This is a genomic window from Escherichia sp. TW14182 (genome assembly GCF_000208525.1).
Taxonomy (GTDB): domain Bacteria; phylum Pseudomonadota; class Gammaproteobacteria; order Enterobacterales; family Enterobacteriaceae; genus Escherichia; species Escherichia ruysiae.
Genome location: NZ_AEJZ01000235.1, coordinates 1 through 15,383, shown reverse-complemented (window position 1 = coordinate 15,383; position 15,383 = coordinate 1). Strand labels below are relative to the sequence as shown.

17 protein-coding genes, 1 pseudogene and 1 riboswitch are annotated in these 15,383 nt (G+C 54.1%); of the genes and pseudogenes, 8 read left to right on the top strand and 10 right to left on the bottom strand.

Features of this window, described 5'->3' with window-relative positions; all coding sequences use genetic code 11:
- The 6 genes and pseudogenes from EQY_RS0117970 to EQY_RS0117945 all read right to left on the bottom strand — a co-directional run.
- A pseudogene (locus EQY_RS0117970) lies at positions 1 to 165 on the bottom strand (thiazole synthase); the annotation flags it as partial.
- 1 nt (position 166) lies between these two features.
- Positions 167 to 367, bottom strand: coding sequence for a sulfur carrier protein ThiS (gene thiS / locus EQY_RS0117965; RefSeq protein ID WP_001166240.1), 201 nt, complete (start codon positions 365 to 367; stop codon positions 167 to 169).
- The gene (gene thiF / locus EQY_RS0117960) at positions 351 to 1,106 is read right to left on the bottom strand and encodes a thiazole biosynthesis adenylyltransferase ThiF (protein WP_024212643.1); all 756 of its coding nucleotides are present in this window, start codon (positions 1,104 to 1,106) and stop codon (positions 351 to 353) included. The genes thiS and thiF overlap by 17 nt, the downstream gene beginning before the upstream one ends.
- On the bottom strand, positions 1,099 to 1,734 hold the full coding sequence (gene thiE, locus EQY_RS0117955) for a thiamine phosphate synthase (protein ID WP_000284595.1): 636 nt from the start codon (positions 1,732 to 1,734) through the stop codon (positions 1,099 to 1,101). The genes thiF and thiE overlap by 8 nt, the downstream gene beginning before the upstream one ends.
- Positions 1,734 to 3,629 carry a phosphomethylpyrimidine synthase ThiC gene (gene thiC, locus EQY_RS0117950; protein ID WP_001274113.1) on the bottom strand — a complete coding sequence of 632 codons (1,896 nt, stop codon included), beginning with the start codon at positions 3,627 to 3,629 and terminating at the stop codon, positions 1,734 to 1,736. The genes thiE and thiC overlap by 1 nt, the downstream gene beginning before the upstream one ends.
- Positions 3,630 to 3,708: 79 nt before the next feature.
- Positions 3,709 to 3,809, bottom strand: a riboswitch (TPP riboswitch).
- Positions 3,810 to 3,860: 51 nt separating this feature from the next.
- Positions 3,861 to 4,337, bottom strand: coding sequence for an Rsd/AlgQ family anti-sigma factor (locus EQY_RS0117945; RefSeq protein ID WP_000934290.1), 477 nt, complete (start codon positions 4,335 to 4,337; stop codon positions 3,861 to 3,863).
- A 94-nt stretch (positions 4,338 to 4,431) separates the two neighbouring features.
- On the opposite strand from EQY_RS0117945, the gene nudC reads away from it, so the two are divergent.
- From nudC to EQY_RS0117915, 6 genes are all read left to right on the top strand, one after another.
- The gene (gene nudC / locus EQY_RS0117940) at positions 4,432 to 5,205 is read left to right on the top strand and encodes an NAD(+) diphosphatase (protein ID WP_000373950.1); all 774 of its coding nucleotides are present in this window, start codon (positions 4,432 to 4,434) and stop codon (positions 5,203 to 5,205) included.
- Positions 5,206 to 5,244: 39 nt separating this feature from the next.
- Entirely contained in the window at positions 5,245 to 6,309 is a 1,065-nt protein-coding gene (gene hemE / locus EQY_RS0117935; protein ID WP_000137657.1) for a uroporphyrinogen decarboxylase, read from the top strand.
- Positions 6,310 to 6,318: 9 nt separating this feature from the next.
- Positions 6,319 to 6,990 carry a deoxyribonuclease V gene (gene nfi / locus EQY_RS0117930; RefSeq protein ID WP_000362394.1) on the top strand — a complete coding sequence of 224 codons (672 nt, stop codon included), beginning with the start codon at positions 6,319 to 6,321 and terminating at the stop codon, positions 6,988 to 6,990.
- A gap of 42 nt (positions 6,991 to 7,032) precedes the next feature.
- Positions 7,033 to 7,623, top strand: a complete 591-nt coding sequence (locus EQY_RS0117925; RefSeq protein ID WP_000940106.1) for a YjaG family protein — start codon at positions 7,033 to 7,035, stop codon at positions 7,621 to 7,623.
- 186 nt (positions 7,624 to 7,809) lie between these two features.
- Positions 7,810 to 8,082, top strand: a complete 273-nt coding sequence (gene hupA / locus EQY_RS0117920; protein ID WP_001044513.1) for a nucleoid-associated protein HU-alpha — start codon at positions 7,810 to 7,812, stop codon at positions 8,080 to 8,082.
- 12 nt (positions 8,083 to 8,094) lie between these two features.
- A complete protein-coding gene (locus EQY_RS0117915) occupies positions 8,095 to 8,790 on the top strand; it encodes a DUF1481 domain-containing protein (protein WP_038809070.1) in 696 nt (231 codons plus the stop codon).
- A 1-nt stretch (position 8,791) separates the two neighbouring features.
- On the opposite strand, the gene zraP is transcribed toward EQY_RS0117915, so the two are convergent.
- Both zraP and EQY_RS27235 read right to left on the bottom strand, forming a co-directional pair.
- On the bottom strand, positions 8,792 to 9,217 hold the full coding sequence (zraP, locus tag EQY_RS0117910) for a zinc resistance sensor/chaperone ZraP (protein WP_010348290.1): 426 nt from the start codon (positions 9,215 to 9,217) through the stop codon (positions 8,792 to 8,794).
- 2 nt (positions 9,218 to 9,219) lie between these two features.
- The gene (locus tag EQY_RS27235; protein WP_071987976.1) at positions 9,220 to 9,348 is read right to left on the bottom strand and encodes a hypothetical protein; all 129 of its coding nucleotides are present in this window, start codon (positions 9,346 to 9,348) and stop codon (positions 9,220 to 9,222) included.
- Between the two features lie 109 nt (positions 9,349 to 9,457).
- Between EQY_RS27235 and zraS the strand changes: the two genes are divergently transcribed.
- Positions 9,458 to 10,834, top strand: a complete 1,377-nt coding sequence (gene zraS / locus EQY_RS0117905; protein ID WP_001211887.1) for a two-component system sensor histidine kinase ZraS — start codon at positions 9,458 to 9,460, stop codon at positions 10,832 to 10,834.
- Positions 10,831 to 12,156 carry a sigma-54-dependent response regulator transcription factor ZraR gene (gene zraR, locus EQY_RS0117900; RefSeq protein ID WP_000148559.1) on the top strand — a complete coding sequence of 442 codons (1,326 nt, stop codon included), beginning with the start codon at positions 10,831 to 10,833 and terminating at the stop codon, positions 12,154 to 12,156. Before zraS ends, zraR begins: the two co-directional genes overlap by 4 nt.
- Here zraR and purD read toward each other — a convergent pair.
- A complete protein-coding gene (purD, locus tag EQY_RS0117895) occupies positions 12,153 to 13,442 on the bottom strand; it encodes a phosphoribosylamine--glycine ligase (protein WP_000866833.1) in 1,290 nt (429 codons plus the stop codon). The genes zraR and purD overlap by 4 nt on opposite strands.
- A gap of 11 nt (positions 13,443 to 13,453) precedes the next feature.
- Positions 13,454 to 15,043 (bottom strand): bifunctional phosphoribosylaminoimidazolecarboxamide formyltransferase/IMP cyclohydrolase, encoded by a 1,590-nt coding sequence (gene purH, locus EQY_RS0117890; RefSeq protein WP_001187578.1) that lies wholly within the window; start codon positions 15,041 to 15,043, stop codon positions 13,454 to 13,456.
- Positions 15,044 to 15,383 lie beyond the last annotated feature (340 nt).

Genomic DNA, 15,383 nt, shown 5'->3' with positions numbered 1-15,383 from the left:
GAGGATAGCGTCATTGTGCTGGCGCAAGTCGACGCGTTTCATTGCCAGCGTCACCAGTTGGCTGCCGGAAGCGCGGATCGCCTCCACCATCAGTTGTGAAGAGGCGAATTTCCCGGTGCCGGTAAACAGATGTGAATCAAACATTTTGTCCGCGATACGTAACATCTCAACCTCCTGCAATAACCTGAAAAAGCAGGATCTGGTCGCCATCCTGCACGATATGTTGCGCCCATTGCTCGCGCGGGACGATTTGCTGATTAATCGCCAGCGCCGCGCCTGCTTTTAGCTGATCGAGTTGTTCCAGCAGTTCGTGAACAGTTTGTCCGGTGGCACACTGCATCGGTTGATCGTTAAACAGAATCTGCATTGCGCCCTCCGCATACCGGACATCCGTTGGCGCGGCGCAACAACAGGCTGCGCCACTGGCTGGATTTACCGTCGAACAGTCGCAGTTCTCCTGTAGGCGTCTCTATACCGCTCAATAACTTAATCGCTTCCAGTGCCTGCAATGTCCCCATGACCCCGACCACCGGGCCAACCACGCCTGCCGTGCGGCAGTTGCGTTCTGGCTCCTGGTTATCTGGCCACAGGCAGCGGTAACACCCCTGCTCCCAGGGCGGCGTCAGTACCATCAACTGACCGCCAAATCCGACCGCGCTGGCGGTGATAAGTGGGGTGTTCAGTGCCACGCAGGCGGCATTAATCTCCTGGCGAGTCGCCATATTGTCGGTACAGTCGAGCACCACATCGGCTTGTGCAACCGTATCTTTTAACGCCTCACCCGTTAACCGTTGTTGTAGTGCTGTCAGTTGAATATCGGGATTCAACTGTGTCAGTCGCTGATGGCTGACCTGCGATTTCGGGCGATCGATATCTTCAGTGGTAAAGAGGATTTGTCGTTGCAGATTGCTTAAATGCACATCGTCGTCATCTGCCAGTACCAGTGTCCCGACGCCAGCGCCCGCCAGGTATAGCGCAGCAGGTGTACCCAGCCCGCCAAGACCGATAATCAGCACCTGGCTGTCGAGCAGTTTTTGCTGCCCGTCAAGAGCGATATCGTCGAGCAGGATTTGACGGCTGTAACGCATAAAGTCACGGTCATTCATCGCCAACTCCTGCAATTTCCAGCAATTGTGCAGTTGCCAAACGCCAGTCTGCCGCCTGGGTAATGGCACTGACGACGGCGATACTGCCGACACCCGTCGCCATCACCGCAGGCGCGCGTGCCAGACTGATACCGCCAATCGCCACGGTGGGATAATCCACCAGACGCTCAATGTGCCGTGTCAACTGCTCTAGCCCCTGCGGTGCAGAAGGCATCTGTTTGGTTTGTGTCGGAAACACATGTCCCAGCGCGATATAAGAAGGTCGTGCTGCCAGCGCAACGTCGATTTCCATATCGTCATGGGTCGAAACCCCCAGCCGCAGACCAGCCGCGCGGATGGCGCTGAGATCGGTAGATTGCAAATCTTCCTGCCCCAGATGGACGCCATACGCCTGATGCTTGATCGCCAGCCGCCAGTAATCATTAATAAACAGCCGCGCGTTATAGCGGCGACCCAGCTCAATTGCCGCTACTACATCGGCTTCCACCTCTTCATCGCGCTGATCTTTGATGCGTAGCTGGAGGGTTCGCACGCCAGCGTCCAGCAGACGTTCGATCCACTGTACGCTGTCCACCACCGGGTACAGCCCTAAACGAAAAGGTACAGGAGGAAAATCAGGCTGATACATCACGCTTCCTCCTTACGCAGATAGATTTCTCCGCCTCTGGCGCGGAAGTTCTCCGACATATCCGCCATTCCCACTTCAATGGTTTGCGCGGCGGCGTAATCACGTACTTCCTGGCTGATTTTCATCGAGCAGTATTTCGGCCCACACATGGAGCAAAAATGGGCGACTTTACCGGACTCTTGCGGCAGGGTTTCATCGTGGTAAGCGCGAGCGGTAAATGGGTCGAGAGCCAGATTAAACTGGTCTTCCCAACGAAATTCGAAGCGGGCTTTCGACATGGCGTTATCGCGAATTTGCGCGCCCGGATGCCCTTTTGCCAGGTCGGCAGCGTGGGCGGCAATCTTATAGGTGATAAGCCCTTGCTTAACGTCTTCTTTATTGGGCAGACCCAGGTGCTCTTTCGGCGTTACGTAACAGAGCATCGCGCAGCCAAACCAGCCGATCATCGCCGCACCAATCCCCGACGTGAAGTGGTCATAGCCTGGTGCAATATCGGTGGTCAGCGGCCCGAGGGTATAGAACGGCGCTTCATGGCAGTGCTCTAACTCCTCGGTCATATTACGGCGAATCATCTGCATCGGCACATGCCCGGGGCCTTCAATCATCACCTGTACGTCATATTCCCAGGCGATTTTGGTCAGTTCGCCCAGCGTATGCAGCTCGGCAAACTGCGCTTCATCGTTGGCGTCCTGAATCGAACCGGGGCGCAGGCCGTCGCCCAGCGACAGCGAAACGTCATAAGCAGCGCAGATTTCACAAATTTCGCGGAAATGTTGATAAAGGAAATTTTCCTGATGATGGGAGAGGCACCATTTCGCCATAATCGAACCGCCGCGCGAGACGATACCGGTCAGGCGTTTCGCGGTCATCGGCACATAGCGCAGGAGAACGCCTGCATGAATCGTGAAATAATCCACGCCCTGTTCGGCCTGTTCCAGCAGCGTGTCGCGGAACGCTTCCCAGGTAAGATCTTCAGCGATCCCATTAACCTTCTCCAGTGCCTGGTAGATCGGCACAGTACCGATTGGCACCGGGCTGTTACGCAAAATCCATTCGCGGGTTTCGTGAATATAGCGACCGGTGGAAAGATCCATCACCGTATCCGCTCCCCAGCGCGTAGACCACACCAGCTTTTCCACTTCTTCTTCGATGGAAGAGGTGACCGCCGAGTTGCCGATATTAGCGTTCACTTTCACCAGAAAGTTGCGGCCGATGATCATCGGCTCTGATTCAGGATGATTAATGTTGGCGGGGATAATGGCGCGTCCGGCAGCGACTTCATCACGGACAAATTCCGCAGTGATATTTTCCGGCAGACGTGCGCCAAAGCTCATTCCCGGATGCTGGTGGCGCAAAACTTCGCTGCGGATGCGCTCGCGTCCCATATTCTCGCGAATGGCGATGAATTCCATCTCCGGTGTGATGATGCCTTGACGGGCGTAGTGCAATTGTGTGACGCGGTGGCCTGCTTTGGCGCGTTTTGGCGTTAATACGCCGCTAAAACGCAGCTCTTCGAGGCCATCATCTGCCAGCCGCGCTTTAGTGTAATCGGAACTGCGCACGGTAAGTTCTTCGCTATCGCCGCGTGCGTCGATCCACGGCTGACGCAGTTTTGCCAGCCCTTGCTGAACGTTAATGGCGATTTGCGGATCGCCATATGGGCCGGAGGTGTCATAAACCGGAATCGCTTCGTTTTCTTCGTACTGCGGCTGTTCTTTGCTGCCGCCGATTAGCGTCGGGCTAAGCTGGATCTCACGCATCGGCACGCGCACGCCGGGTTGTGTGCCAGTGATATAAATGCGTTTTGAGTTGGGAAAGGCGGTGCCTTCCAGGGTGTCGATAAAATGTTGCGCCTGGGCGCGTTGTTCGCGGCGGGTCAGTTTTATTGCAGACATAGCTCATTCCAAAAGTTAAGGACGTGGCTTGTCAGACGACGGATGAAGCAAGAGACGATCGCCGCAAAGGCGATACGGTAGCAGATTAACTCTTGTTCCCTTCGCAGGTATTAGCCTGATCAGGTTCCGCGGATCCCGAATGAACGGTCTCAGCCAGTTAAGGCACTCCGACAAGAAATTAGCCCCGAAAACGGGGCGTTGAATGTAAATTACGCGTTAACAGCGCAGAACTCAAGCAAGATGTTTGACGCGGGCGGCGTCAAGCACCAGCAGAATCAGCTTATCTTCCAGCACAAAGCGCGCTTCCAGCGCCTCGCCGATGTCAGATAAAACCTGTTGAAATTCAAGGTAATTATCATGATCGATGGCGGTTTCCAGGCTGGAATCGTAGTAATCCATAATCTGTTGCGTATTGGCTTCGAGTTGCGGCCAAATCTTCGCGGCATGAGCGAGCTGCCCGTTGCCTTCCAGCTTATGAAGAATGCGCTCATAAATGCTGAAATGTCCGGCAGACAAGTAATCGACCAGACTCTGGCAAAAATCATCAAGGGCTTTTTCGTTTAGCCTCATGTACGATTCTTTGCCAGGCTTAATGCCAACCAGATTGTAGTAAGCCACGAGCAGATGCTTACGTACATGTAGCCAGCGATCAACCAGTTTGTTACTTCCTCTGACGTGCTCCGTCAGGTTATCGAGCTGGTTAAGCATGATTGACTCCGCAAGTTTGTATTCAAAAACTGCTCAGTGAGAAATGTAAAAACCATGTTAAACATGCCAGTGATGCAAAGGTAGTGCAAGAGCTATGGATCGTATAATTGAAAAATTAGATCACGGCTGGTGGGTCGTCAGTCATGAGCAAAAATTATGGTTGCCGAAGGGAGAATTGCCATATGGCAAAGCGGCAAATTTCGATCTTGTGGGTCAGCGCGCACTGCATATCGGCGAATGGCAAGGAGAACCTGTTTGGCTGGTGCAACAGCAGCGCCGCCATGATATGGGTTCGGTGCGCCAGGTCATTGATCTGGACGTCGGGCTATTTCAACTAGCCGGACGCGGCGTGCAACTGGCGGAGTTTTACCGCTCGCATAAATACTGCGGGTATTGCGGGCATGAAATGTATCCGAGCAAAACAGAATGGGCGATGCTGTGCAGCCACTGCCGTGAGCGTTACTACCCGCAAATCGCCCCCTGCATTATTGTTGCCATCCGTCGTGATGATTCGATTCTGCTCGCTCAGCATACCCGCCATCGTAACGGTGTCCATACGGTACTTGCCGGATTCGTCGAAGTGGGCGAAACCCTCGAACAGGCGGTCGCGCGGGAAGTGATGGAAGAGAGTGGCATCAAAGTCAAAAACCTGCGTTACGTGACTTCTCAGCCGTGGCCATTTCCTCAGTCATTAATGACTGCGTTTATGGCGGACTATGAGAGCGGCGACATCGTGATTGATCCAAAAGAACTGCTGGAGGCGAACTGGTATCGTTACGACGATTTACCCTTACTGCCACCTCCTGGCACCGTGGCGCGCCGCCTGATAGAAGATACGGTGGCGATGTGTCGGGCAGAGTATGAGTGATGATACACTGACCGCCTGACGCACTAAGGAACAGCCAAAATGACCGAACTTAAAAACGATCGTTATCTGCGGGCGCTGCTGCGCCAGCCCGTTGATGTCACTCCAGTATGGATGATGCGCCAGGCGGGTCGCTATCTACCAGAATATAAAGCCACGCGTGCTCAGGCGGGCGATTTTATGTCGCTTTGCAAAAACGCCGAACTGGCGTGCGAAGTGACTTTGCAGCCGCTGCGTCGCTATCCGTTGGACGCGGCGATCCTCTTTTCCGATATCCTCACCGTTCCGGACGCGATGGGATTAGGGCTCTATTTTGAAGCCGGAGAAGGTCCTCGTTTTACCTCGCCAGTCACCTGCAAAGCTGACGTTGATAAACTGCCAATTCCGGATCCGGAAGATGAACTGGGTTACGTGATGAACGCGGTGCGTACCATTCGCCGCGAACTGAAAGGCGAAGTGCCGCTGATTGGTTTTTCCGGCAGTCCGTGGACGCTGGCGACCTACATGGTGGAAGGCGGCAGCAGCAAAGCCTTCACCGTGATCAAAAAAATGATGTATGCCGATCCGCAGGCGTTACACGCGTTACTCGATAAACTGGCGAAAAGCGTCACCCTGTATCTGAATGCGCAGATTAAAGCCGGTGCCCAGGCGGTGATGATTTTCGACACCTGGGGCGGCGTGCTTACCGGGCGCGATTATCAACAGTTCTCGCTCTATTACATGCATAAAATTGTTGATGGTTTATTGCGTGAAAACGACGGTCGCCGCGTGCCCGTCACGCTGTTTACCAAAGGTGGCGGACAGTGGCTGGAAGCCATGGCAGAAACCGGTTGCGATGCGCTGGGACTGGACTGGACAACCGACATCGCCGATGCGCGCCGCCGCGTGGGCAATAAAGTCGCATTGCAGGGCAATATGGACCCGTCGATGCTGTACGCGCCACCAGCCCGAATTGAAGAAGAAGTAGCGACTATACTTGCAGGTTTCGGTCACGGTGAAGGTCATGTCTTTAACCTTGGTCACGGCATTCACCAGGATGTGCCGCCAGAACATGCTGGCGTGTTTGTGGAGGCAGTGCATCGGTTATCTGAACAATATCACCGCTAAGGAGTAATTATGGATCTCGCGTCATTACGCGCTCAACAAATCGAACTGGCTTCTTCTGTGATCCGCGAGGATCGACTCGATAAAGATCCACCGGATCTGATCGCCGGAGCCGATGTCGGGTTTGAACAGGGTGGAGAAGTGACGCGAGCGGCGATGGTGCTGCTGAAATATCCCACTCTTGAGTTGGTGGAGTATAAAGTGGCACGCATTGCTACCACCATGCCTTACATCCCGGGGTTTCTCTCCTTCCGTGAATATCCTGCCCTGCTGGCAGCGTGGGAGATGCTGTCACAAAAGCCGGATTTAGTGTTTGTTGATGGCCACGGGATCTCGCATCCGCGCCGCCTTGGCGTCGCCAGCCATTTTGGCTTATTAGTGGATGTACCGACCATTGGCGTGGCGAAAAAACGACTATGCGGTAAATTCGAACCGCTCTCCAACGAACCGGGCGCGCTGGCGCCGCTGATGGATAAAGGTGAGCAGCTGGCCTGGGTCTGGCGCAGCAAAGCACGCTGCAACCCGCTGTTTATCGCTACGGGTCATCGGGTCAGCGTGGATAGCGCGCTGGCGTGGGTACAACGCTGCATGAAAGGCTATCGTCTGCCAGAGCCAACGCGCTGGGCGGATGCCGTGGCCTCGGAACGTCCGGCATTTGTGCGCTATACAGCAAATCAGCCCTAATTCAGGTAAACTGCGGATAATTTCCGTATTTGAGAACTCAACATGTTACAAAACCCGATTCATCTGCGTCTGGAGCGCCTGGAAAGCTGGCAGCACGTCACTTTCATGGCTTGCTTATGCGAACGCATGTACCCCAATTACGCCATGTTCTGCCAGCAAACCGGTTTTGGTGATGGGCAAATTTACCGCCGTATTCTCGATCTCATCTGGGAAACACTGACCGTCAAAGACGCAAAAGTGAATTTCGACAGCCAACTGGAGAAATTTGAGGAAGCGATTCCTTCAGCGGACGATTTCGATCTGTACGGCGTTTATCCGGCAATTGATGCCTGCGTGGCGTTAAGTGAACTGGTTCATTCGCGTTTGAGTGGCGAAACGCTCGAACACGCGGTGGAAGTGAGTAAGACCTCCATCACTACCGTTGCGATGCTGGAAATGACTCAGGCTGGTCGCGAAATGAGCGATGAAGAGCTGAAAGAAAACCCAGCCGTTGAGCAAGAATGGGACATTCAGTGGGAAATATTCCGACTTTTAGCCGAGTGTGAAGAACGCGACATCGAGCTGATAAAAGGCCTTAGGGCAGACCTGCGTGAGGCGGGTGAGAGCAATATTGGTATAATTTTTCAGCAATAAGACCAGAAAACGTGAATTAACGCCTGATTTGTCGTACCTGGAGTCTTCCCTTTCGCCCCCCGTCTGGTCTACATTTGGGGGGCGAAAAAAAGTGGCTATCGGTGCGTGTATGCAGGAGAGTGCTATTCTGGCATTTCCGTCGCACTCGATGCTTAGCAAGCGATAAACACATTGTAAGGATAACTTATGAACAAGACTCAACTGATTGATGTAATTGCAGAGAAAGCAGAACTGTCCAAAACCCAGGCTAAAGCTGCTCTGGAGTCCACTCTGGCTGCAATTACTGAGTCTCTGAAAGAAGGCGATGCTGTACAACTGGTTGGTTTCGGAACCTTCAAAGTGAACCACCGCGCTGAGCGTACTGGCCGCAACCCGCAGACCGGTAAAGAAATCAAAATCGCCGCAGCTAACGTACCGGCATTTGTTTCTGGCAAGGCACTGAAAGACGCAGTTAAGTAAGATTGCGTGGCAGTGAACAGTTTTAACGAAGGGGTGGTTTCACCCCTTTTGTCTTTCTGGCGTCACTCATTGATGCTGGCAGGTGTACTGTTTCTCACTGCCTGTAGCCACAACTCTTCACTTCCTCCCTTTACTGCCAGTGGTTTTGCTGAAGACCAGGGCGCGGTACGTATCTGGCGAAAAGACAGCGGTGACAATGTGCATTTGCTTGCTGTGTTCAGCCCGTGGCGCAATGGCGATACCACGACGCGAGAGTATCGCTGGCAGGGCGATAACCTCACACTTATCAATATCAACGTCTACAGTAAACCGCCGGTGAACATTCGCGCGCGTTTTGACGATCGCGGCGACCTGAGCTTTATGCAACGTGAATCCGACGGGGAAAAGCAGCAGCTTTCTAACGACCAAATCGATTTATACCGTTATCGCGCTGACCAAATCCGCCAGATTAGCGATGCTTTACGCCAGGGGAGAGTGGTGCTGCGTCAGGGACGCTGGCATGAGATGGAACAGACCGTAACCACCTGCGAAGGGCAAACCATTAAACCTGATTTAGATTCGCAGGCGATAGCGCATATCGAGCGCCGCCAGAGCAGCTCTTCTGTTGATGTCAGCGTGGCATGGCTGGAAGCGCCCGAAGGTTCGCAATTACTGTTAGTGGCAAACTCTGATTTCTGTCGCTGGCAACCCAACGAGAAAACGTTCTGATTTACCAGTGACCCATACCCATATGACCGCCACCACCGCAGCCGCCGTAACCCATGCCCATTCCTGCACCGCGCGGAATACCCGCTTCAGCCATCGCGATATCCCGTTTCACCCGTAACTCATCTAACGACTGACGCAAAGTCTCCATCTCTTTGGCGACCGCATTAATTTTGCTGCTATCCGGTGGGTTAGCGGCTAACAGAGCGTTGTATTCATAACGCTTCGTCACCAGTTGCTGTTGCAGCGCGCTGCTTTGAGCATAAAAGTCATTATGGATTTTCTGCCACGCCGTCTGTTGTTCGCTGGTCAAAGGCGCGGAATTTTGCTGCCACATACCGTGTCCGCCGTGAGCAAATGCAGATGTCGATCCCATCGCCATTGCTGAAAGCGCCATCATCACCAGGGCAATTTTCGTGTTCCGTTTCATGGTTAATCCTCCAGTGGTTGTCTTACTTTGGGTATTGCATCTTCCGTGCCAACGACGAAACGCTGACGTGACGGGAAATCTGGCATGATAAGCGAGTAAAAATGACTCGCCTGATGTGGGTAGCGAGTCATTTTTACTCATTGAAACATAAGCGTTTGTGTTACAGCGCAGGGTAAACGCTGATCAAAGATGGCATGATTTCTGCTGTCAAAAAGGGATGAACAGGCAAAAAAGAAGAAGATGCGTTTTATGCAACGTTCTAAAGACTCCTTAGCCAAATGGTTAAGCGCCATCCTCCCCGTGGCCATTGTTGGGCTGGTGGGGCTGTTTGCGGTGACAGTGATTCGCGATTATGGGCGCGAGACTGCCGCCGCCAGACAAACGCTTCTGGAAAAAGGCAGTGTACTTATCCGTGCTCTCGAATCCGGCTCGCGCGTCGGCATGGGGTTGCGCATGCATCATGCGCAGCAGCAGGCCTTACTGGAAGAAATGGCCGGACAGCCTGGAGTACGTTGGTTTGCGGTCACGGATGAACAAGGAATAATCGTGATGCATAGCAACTCCGGCATGGTGGGAAAACAGCTTTATTCCCCGCAGGAAATGCAGCAGTTACATCCGGGAGATGAAGAAGCGTGGCGGCGGATCGATAGCGCAGACGGCGAGCCTGTTCTGGAAATTTATCGCCAGTTTCAACCGATGTTTGCTGCTGGAATGCACCGGATGCGCCATATGCAGCAGTATGCCGCGACACCACAGGCAATTTTTATCGCTTTCGATGCCAGTAACATTGTGAGTGCTGAAGATCGTGAGCAGAGAAACACCCTTATTATCCTCTTCGCCCTGGCGACGGTGCTACTGGCAAGCGTGTTGTCATTCTTCTGGTATCGCCGGTATCTGCGCTCGCGCAAGCTTCTACAGGATGAGATGAAGCGCAAAGAGAAGCTGGTGGCGCTGGGGCATCTGGCGGCAGGTGTTGCCCATGAAATTCGCAATCCGCTTTCCTCAATTAAAGGGCTGGCGAAATATTTTGCCGAACGAGCACCAGAGGGTGGGGAAGCGCATCAACTGGCGCAGGTGATGGCGAAAGAGGCCGACCGTTTAAACCGCGTGGTCAGCGAGTTACTGGAACTGGTTAAGCCAACGCATCTGGCTTTGCAGGCGGTGGATCTCAACACCCTGATTAACCACTCATTACAGTTGGTAAGCCAGGATGCAAACAGCCGGGAAATTCAGTTGCGCTTTACCGCCAACGACACATTGCCGCAAATTCAGGCCGATCCGGATCGGCTGACCCAGGTTCTGTTGAATCTCTATCTCAATGCTATTCAGGCGATTGGTCAGCATGGGGTGATTAGCGTGGCGGCCAGCGAAAGTGGCACAGGCGTGAAAATCAGCGTTACCGACAACGGTAAGGGAATTGCGGCGGATCAGCTTGAAGCCATCTTCACTCCGTACTTCACCACCAAAGCCGAAGGCACCGGACTGGGGTTGGCGGTCGTGCATAATATTGTTGAACAACACGGTGGTACAATTCAGGTCGCAAGCCAGGAGGGGAAAGGCGCAACGTTCACTCTATGGCTTCCGGTCAATATTACGCGTAAGGACCCACAAGGATGACGCACGATAATATCGATATTCTGGTGGTGGATGATGACATTAGCCACTGCACCATCTTGCAGGCATTGCTGCGCGGTTGGGGCTATAACGTCGCGCTGGCGAACAGCAGGCAACAGGCGCTGGCACAGGTGCGGGAACAGGTTTTTGATCTTGTGCTTTGCGATGTGCGAATGGCGGAGATGGACGGCATCGCCACGTTGAAAGAGATCAAAGCGTTAAATCCGGCGATTCCGGTACTGATTATGACCGCTTACTCCAGCGTCGAGACGGCGGTAGAAGCACTGAAGACCGGGGCACTGGATTATCTCATTAAGCCGCTGGATTTCGATAACTTGCAGGCGACGCTGGAAAAGGCGCTCGCGCATACGCAGATTCTCGCTTCTGAAACGCCTGCGGTGTCTGCCAGCCAGTTTGGTATGGTCGGTAAAAGCCCGGCGATGCAACACCTGCTCAGTGAAATCGCCCTCGTCGCGCCATCGGAAGCCACGGTGCTGATCCACGGCGATTCCGGCACCGGTAAAGAGCTGGTCGCCAGGGCGATTCACGCCAGTAGCGCACGTAGCGAAAAACCGCTGGTAACGCTCAACTGCGCGGCACTCAACGAATCCTTACTGGAATCTGAATTGTTCGGTCACGAAAAAGGGGCGTTTACCGGCGCCGACAAACGGCGGGAAGGGCGCTTTGTTGAGGCAGACGGCGGCACGTTGTTTCTCGATGAAATTGGCGATATCTCGCCGATGATGCAGGTTCGTCTGCTGCGTGCGATTCAGGAGCGTGAAGTTCAGCGTGTCGGCAGCAACCAGACTATTTCGGTTGATGTTCGGCTGATTGCCGCGACCCATCGCGATCTTGCCGCTGAGGTAAAGGCCGGGCGTTTTCGCCAGGATCTCTACTATCGCCTGAACGTGGTGGCAATTGAAGTGCCGTCGCTGCGGCAACGGCGGGAAGATATTCCCCTGCTGGCTAACCATTTTCTTCAGCGATTTGCCGAACGCAATCGCAAGGCGGTAAAAGGCTTTACGCCCCAGGCGATGGATCTGCTGATTCACTACGACTGGCCGGGAAATATTCGCGAACTGGAAAACGCGGTAGAACGAGCGGTGGTGCTGCTGACCGGGGAATATATTTCCGAACGCGAGCTGCCGCTGGCGATTGCCAGTACGCCGATTCCGTTGGCGCAAAGTCAGGATATTCAGCCGCTGGTGGAAGTGGAAAAAGAGGTGATTCTGGCGGCGCTGGAGAAAACGGGCGGCAACAAAACCGAAGCCGCCCGTCAGTTAGGGATCACGCGCAAAACGCTATTGGCAAAACTGTCGCGTTAGTTCTGCTCGCGTTCGATGGCGCGCCAGCCGATATCTTTCCGGCAGAAGCAGTCATCCCAGTGGATATCAGTCATTAAGTCATAGGCGCGTTTCTGCGCTTCTGCCACGGTATGACCCAGCGCGGTGACGCACAGTACGCGCCCGCCGCTGGTCACCACCTGCTCGTCATCTGCCAGTTTTGTGCCCGCGTGGAACACTTTGCCGCCTTCGACTTCTTCCAGGGGCAGGCCGTGGATCACATCGCCAGTGCGATAATCGCCCGGATATCCACCCGCAGCCATCACCACGCCGAGAGAAGCGCGTTCATCCCACTCGGATGTTTTCTCGTCAAGCGTACCTTCACAGGCTGCCAGGCAGAGTTCAACCAGATCGGACTTCATGCGCAGCATAATCGGCTGGGTTTCTGGATCGCCAAAGCGGCAGTTAAATTCGATAACCTTTGGATTGCCCTGTTTGTCGATCATCAAACCTGCATAGAGAAAACCGGTGTAGGTGTTTCCTTCCGCCGCCATGCCTTTCACGGTTGGCCAGATGATACGTTCCATCGTGCGCTGATGAACTTCATCGGTTACTACCGGCGCTGGAGAGTAAGCACCCATTCCGCCGGTGTTCGGCCCGGTATCTTTATCGCCTACGCGTTTGTGATCCTGGCTGGTGGCCATCGGCAGCACATGCTCGCCGTCCACCATCACGATAAAGCTCGCTTCTTCGCCGTCGAGGAACTCTTCGATAACAATGCGATGACCCGCGTCGCCAAAGGCGTTGCCCGCCAGCATATCGTGAACAGCCGCTTCGGCTTCTTCCAGCGTCATCGCGACGATAACGCCTTTCCCGGCAGCCAGACCGTCAGCTTTAATGACGATTGGCGCGCCTTTCTCACGCAGATACGCCAGCGCAGGTTCTACCTCGGTGAAGTTCTGGTATTCCGCCGTAGGGATCTTATGGCGGGCCAGGAAATCCTTGGTAAACGCTTTCGAGCCTTCAAGTTGCGCGGCACCTGCGGTTGGGCCGAAGATTTTCAGTCCGGCGGCGCGGAAAGTATCGACCACGCCTTTCACCAGCGGCGCTTCCGGGCCGACGATGGTCAGATCTACCTTTTCGTTTTGCGCGAAATCCAGCAGTGCCGGGATATCGGTCACGCCGATAGCGACGTTTTGCAGCGCAGGTTCCAGCGCCGTTCCCGCATTACCTGGTGCGACAAATACAGTCTCAACCAGCGGTGATTGCGCCGCTTTCCAGGCCAGCGCGTGTTCGCGCCCGCCGTTACCAATCACTAATACTTTCATCTATTGCTCCATTAATGGCGGAAGTGGCGCATGTCGGTGAAGAGCATCGCAATACCGTGTTCATCGGCAGCGGCAATCACTTCGTCATCACGGATAGAACCGCCAGGCTGGATTACGCAGGTCACGCCCGCAGCGGCGGCGGCATCAATACCGTCGCGGAACGGGAAGAAGGCGTCAGAAGCCATCGAGGAACCTTTCACTTCCAGGCCTTCATCGGCAGCTTTAATGCCGGCGATTTTTGCGGAGTACACGCGGCTCATCTGGCCTGCGCCAATCCCGATGGTCATATTGTTTTTGGCATAAACGATGGCATTGGATTTCACAAACTTCGCCACTTTCCAGCAGAACAGCGCATCACGCAGTTCCTGCTCGGTCGGCTGACGTTTGGTGACGACGCGCAGTTCTTCTGCACCGACCATGCCCAGATCGCGATCCTGAACCAGCAGACCGCCGTTCACGCGTTTGAAATCAAGACCCGGAATACGTTCGCCCCACTGACCACAGGTCAGGACGCGAACGTTCTGTTTGGCGGCGGTGATTTTCAGGGCTTCTTCGCTGGCGGACGGCGCAATAATCACTTCGACAAACTGACGAGAAATGATGGCCTGTGCTGTTTCAGCATCCAGCTCGCGGTTAAAGGCAATGATGCCGCCGAATGCGGAGGTCGGGTCGGTTTTGTACGCGCGATCGTAAGCATCAAGAATGGAATTGCCGATAGCCACGCCGCAAGGGTTGGCGTGCTTCACAATGACACATGCCGGCTCGGCGAACTCTTTCACGCACTCCAGCGCCGCATCAGTATCGGCGATGTTGTTATAAGAGAGGGCTTTACCCTGAACCTGGGTTGCGGTGGCAACGGAGGCTTCTTTCACATTCTCTTCTATATAGAAGGCAGCCTGCTGGTGGCTGTTCTCGCCGTAACGCATATCCTGCTTCTTAATGAAGTTCAGGTTCAAAGTGCGCGGGAAGCGACCGGCAGCTTCTTTGCTTTCACCGTGGTAAGCCGGAACCATGCTGCCGAAGTAGTTGGCAATCATGCTGTCGTAGGCGGCGGTGTGTTCGAAGGCTTTGATTGCGAGGTCGAAACGGGTTGCAAGCAGAAGCGAACCTTCGTTGGCATCCATCTCTTTAATGATGTCGTCGTAGTCGCTGCTCTTCACCACGATGGCGACATCTTTATGGTTCTTCGCTGCGGAGCGCACCATCGTTGGGCCGCCGATATCGATGTTCTCAACCGCATCTTCCAGCGAGCAGCCTTCACGAGCCACGGTCTGGGCGAACGGATACAGGTTAACAACCACCATATCGATAGGCTGGATCTGATGTTCTTCCATAATGGCATCGTCCTGGCCGCGACGGCCCAGAATGCCACCATGTACTTTCGGATGCAGAGTCTTCACACGTCCATCCATCATCTCCGGGAAACCGGTGTAATCGGAAACTTCGGTCACCGGCAGACCCTTTTCTGCTAACAGTCGGGCAGTGCCTCCTGTAGATAGCAGTTCCACACCGCGTGCGGAAAGTGCCTGAGCGAATTCGACGATACCGGCTTTGTCAGAAACACTGAGCAGAGCGCGGCGGACTGGACGACGTTGTTGCATGGTAAATCCCCTGGATTTGACTATTACAGAGAGCGTTAGCTGAATTTTTCGCGAAAAACTCAGCTAACGCCCCTAACGGGGCATCTTTATTTTTCGCCCGCATTGTAACGAAAACGTTTGCGCAACGCTCGCGAATTTTTTTGTTTCGATGGTGAGCAGCATTTCGATTGTGGTTAGCAGGTCAGGAATACAGAAATAACGCTTATGATTGTGGATAACTCTGTGCGTAAAAAGGTATAAATAGGGGTTTTGCTGGGGAATGCAGCAGTCAGTCATTTTTTTGCAATTTTTCTATTGCGGCCTCAGGAGAACTCCCTATAATGCGCCTCCATCGACACGG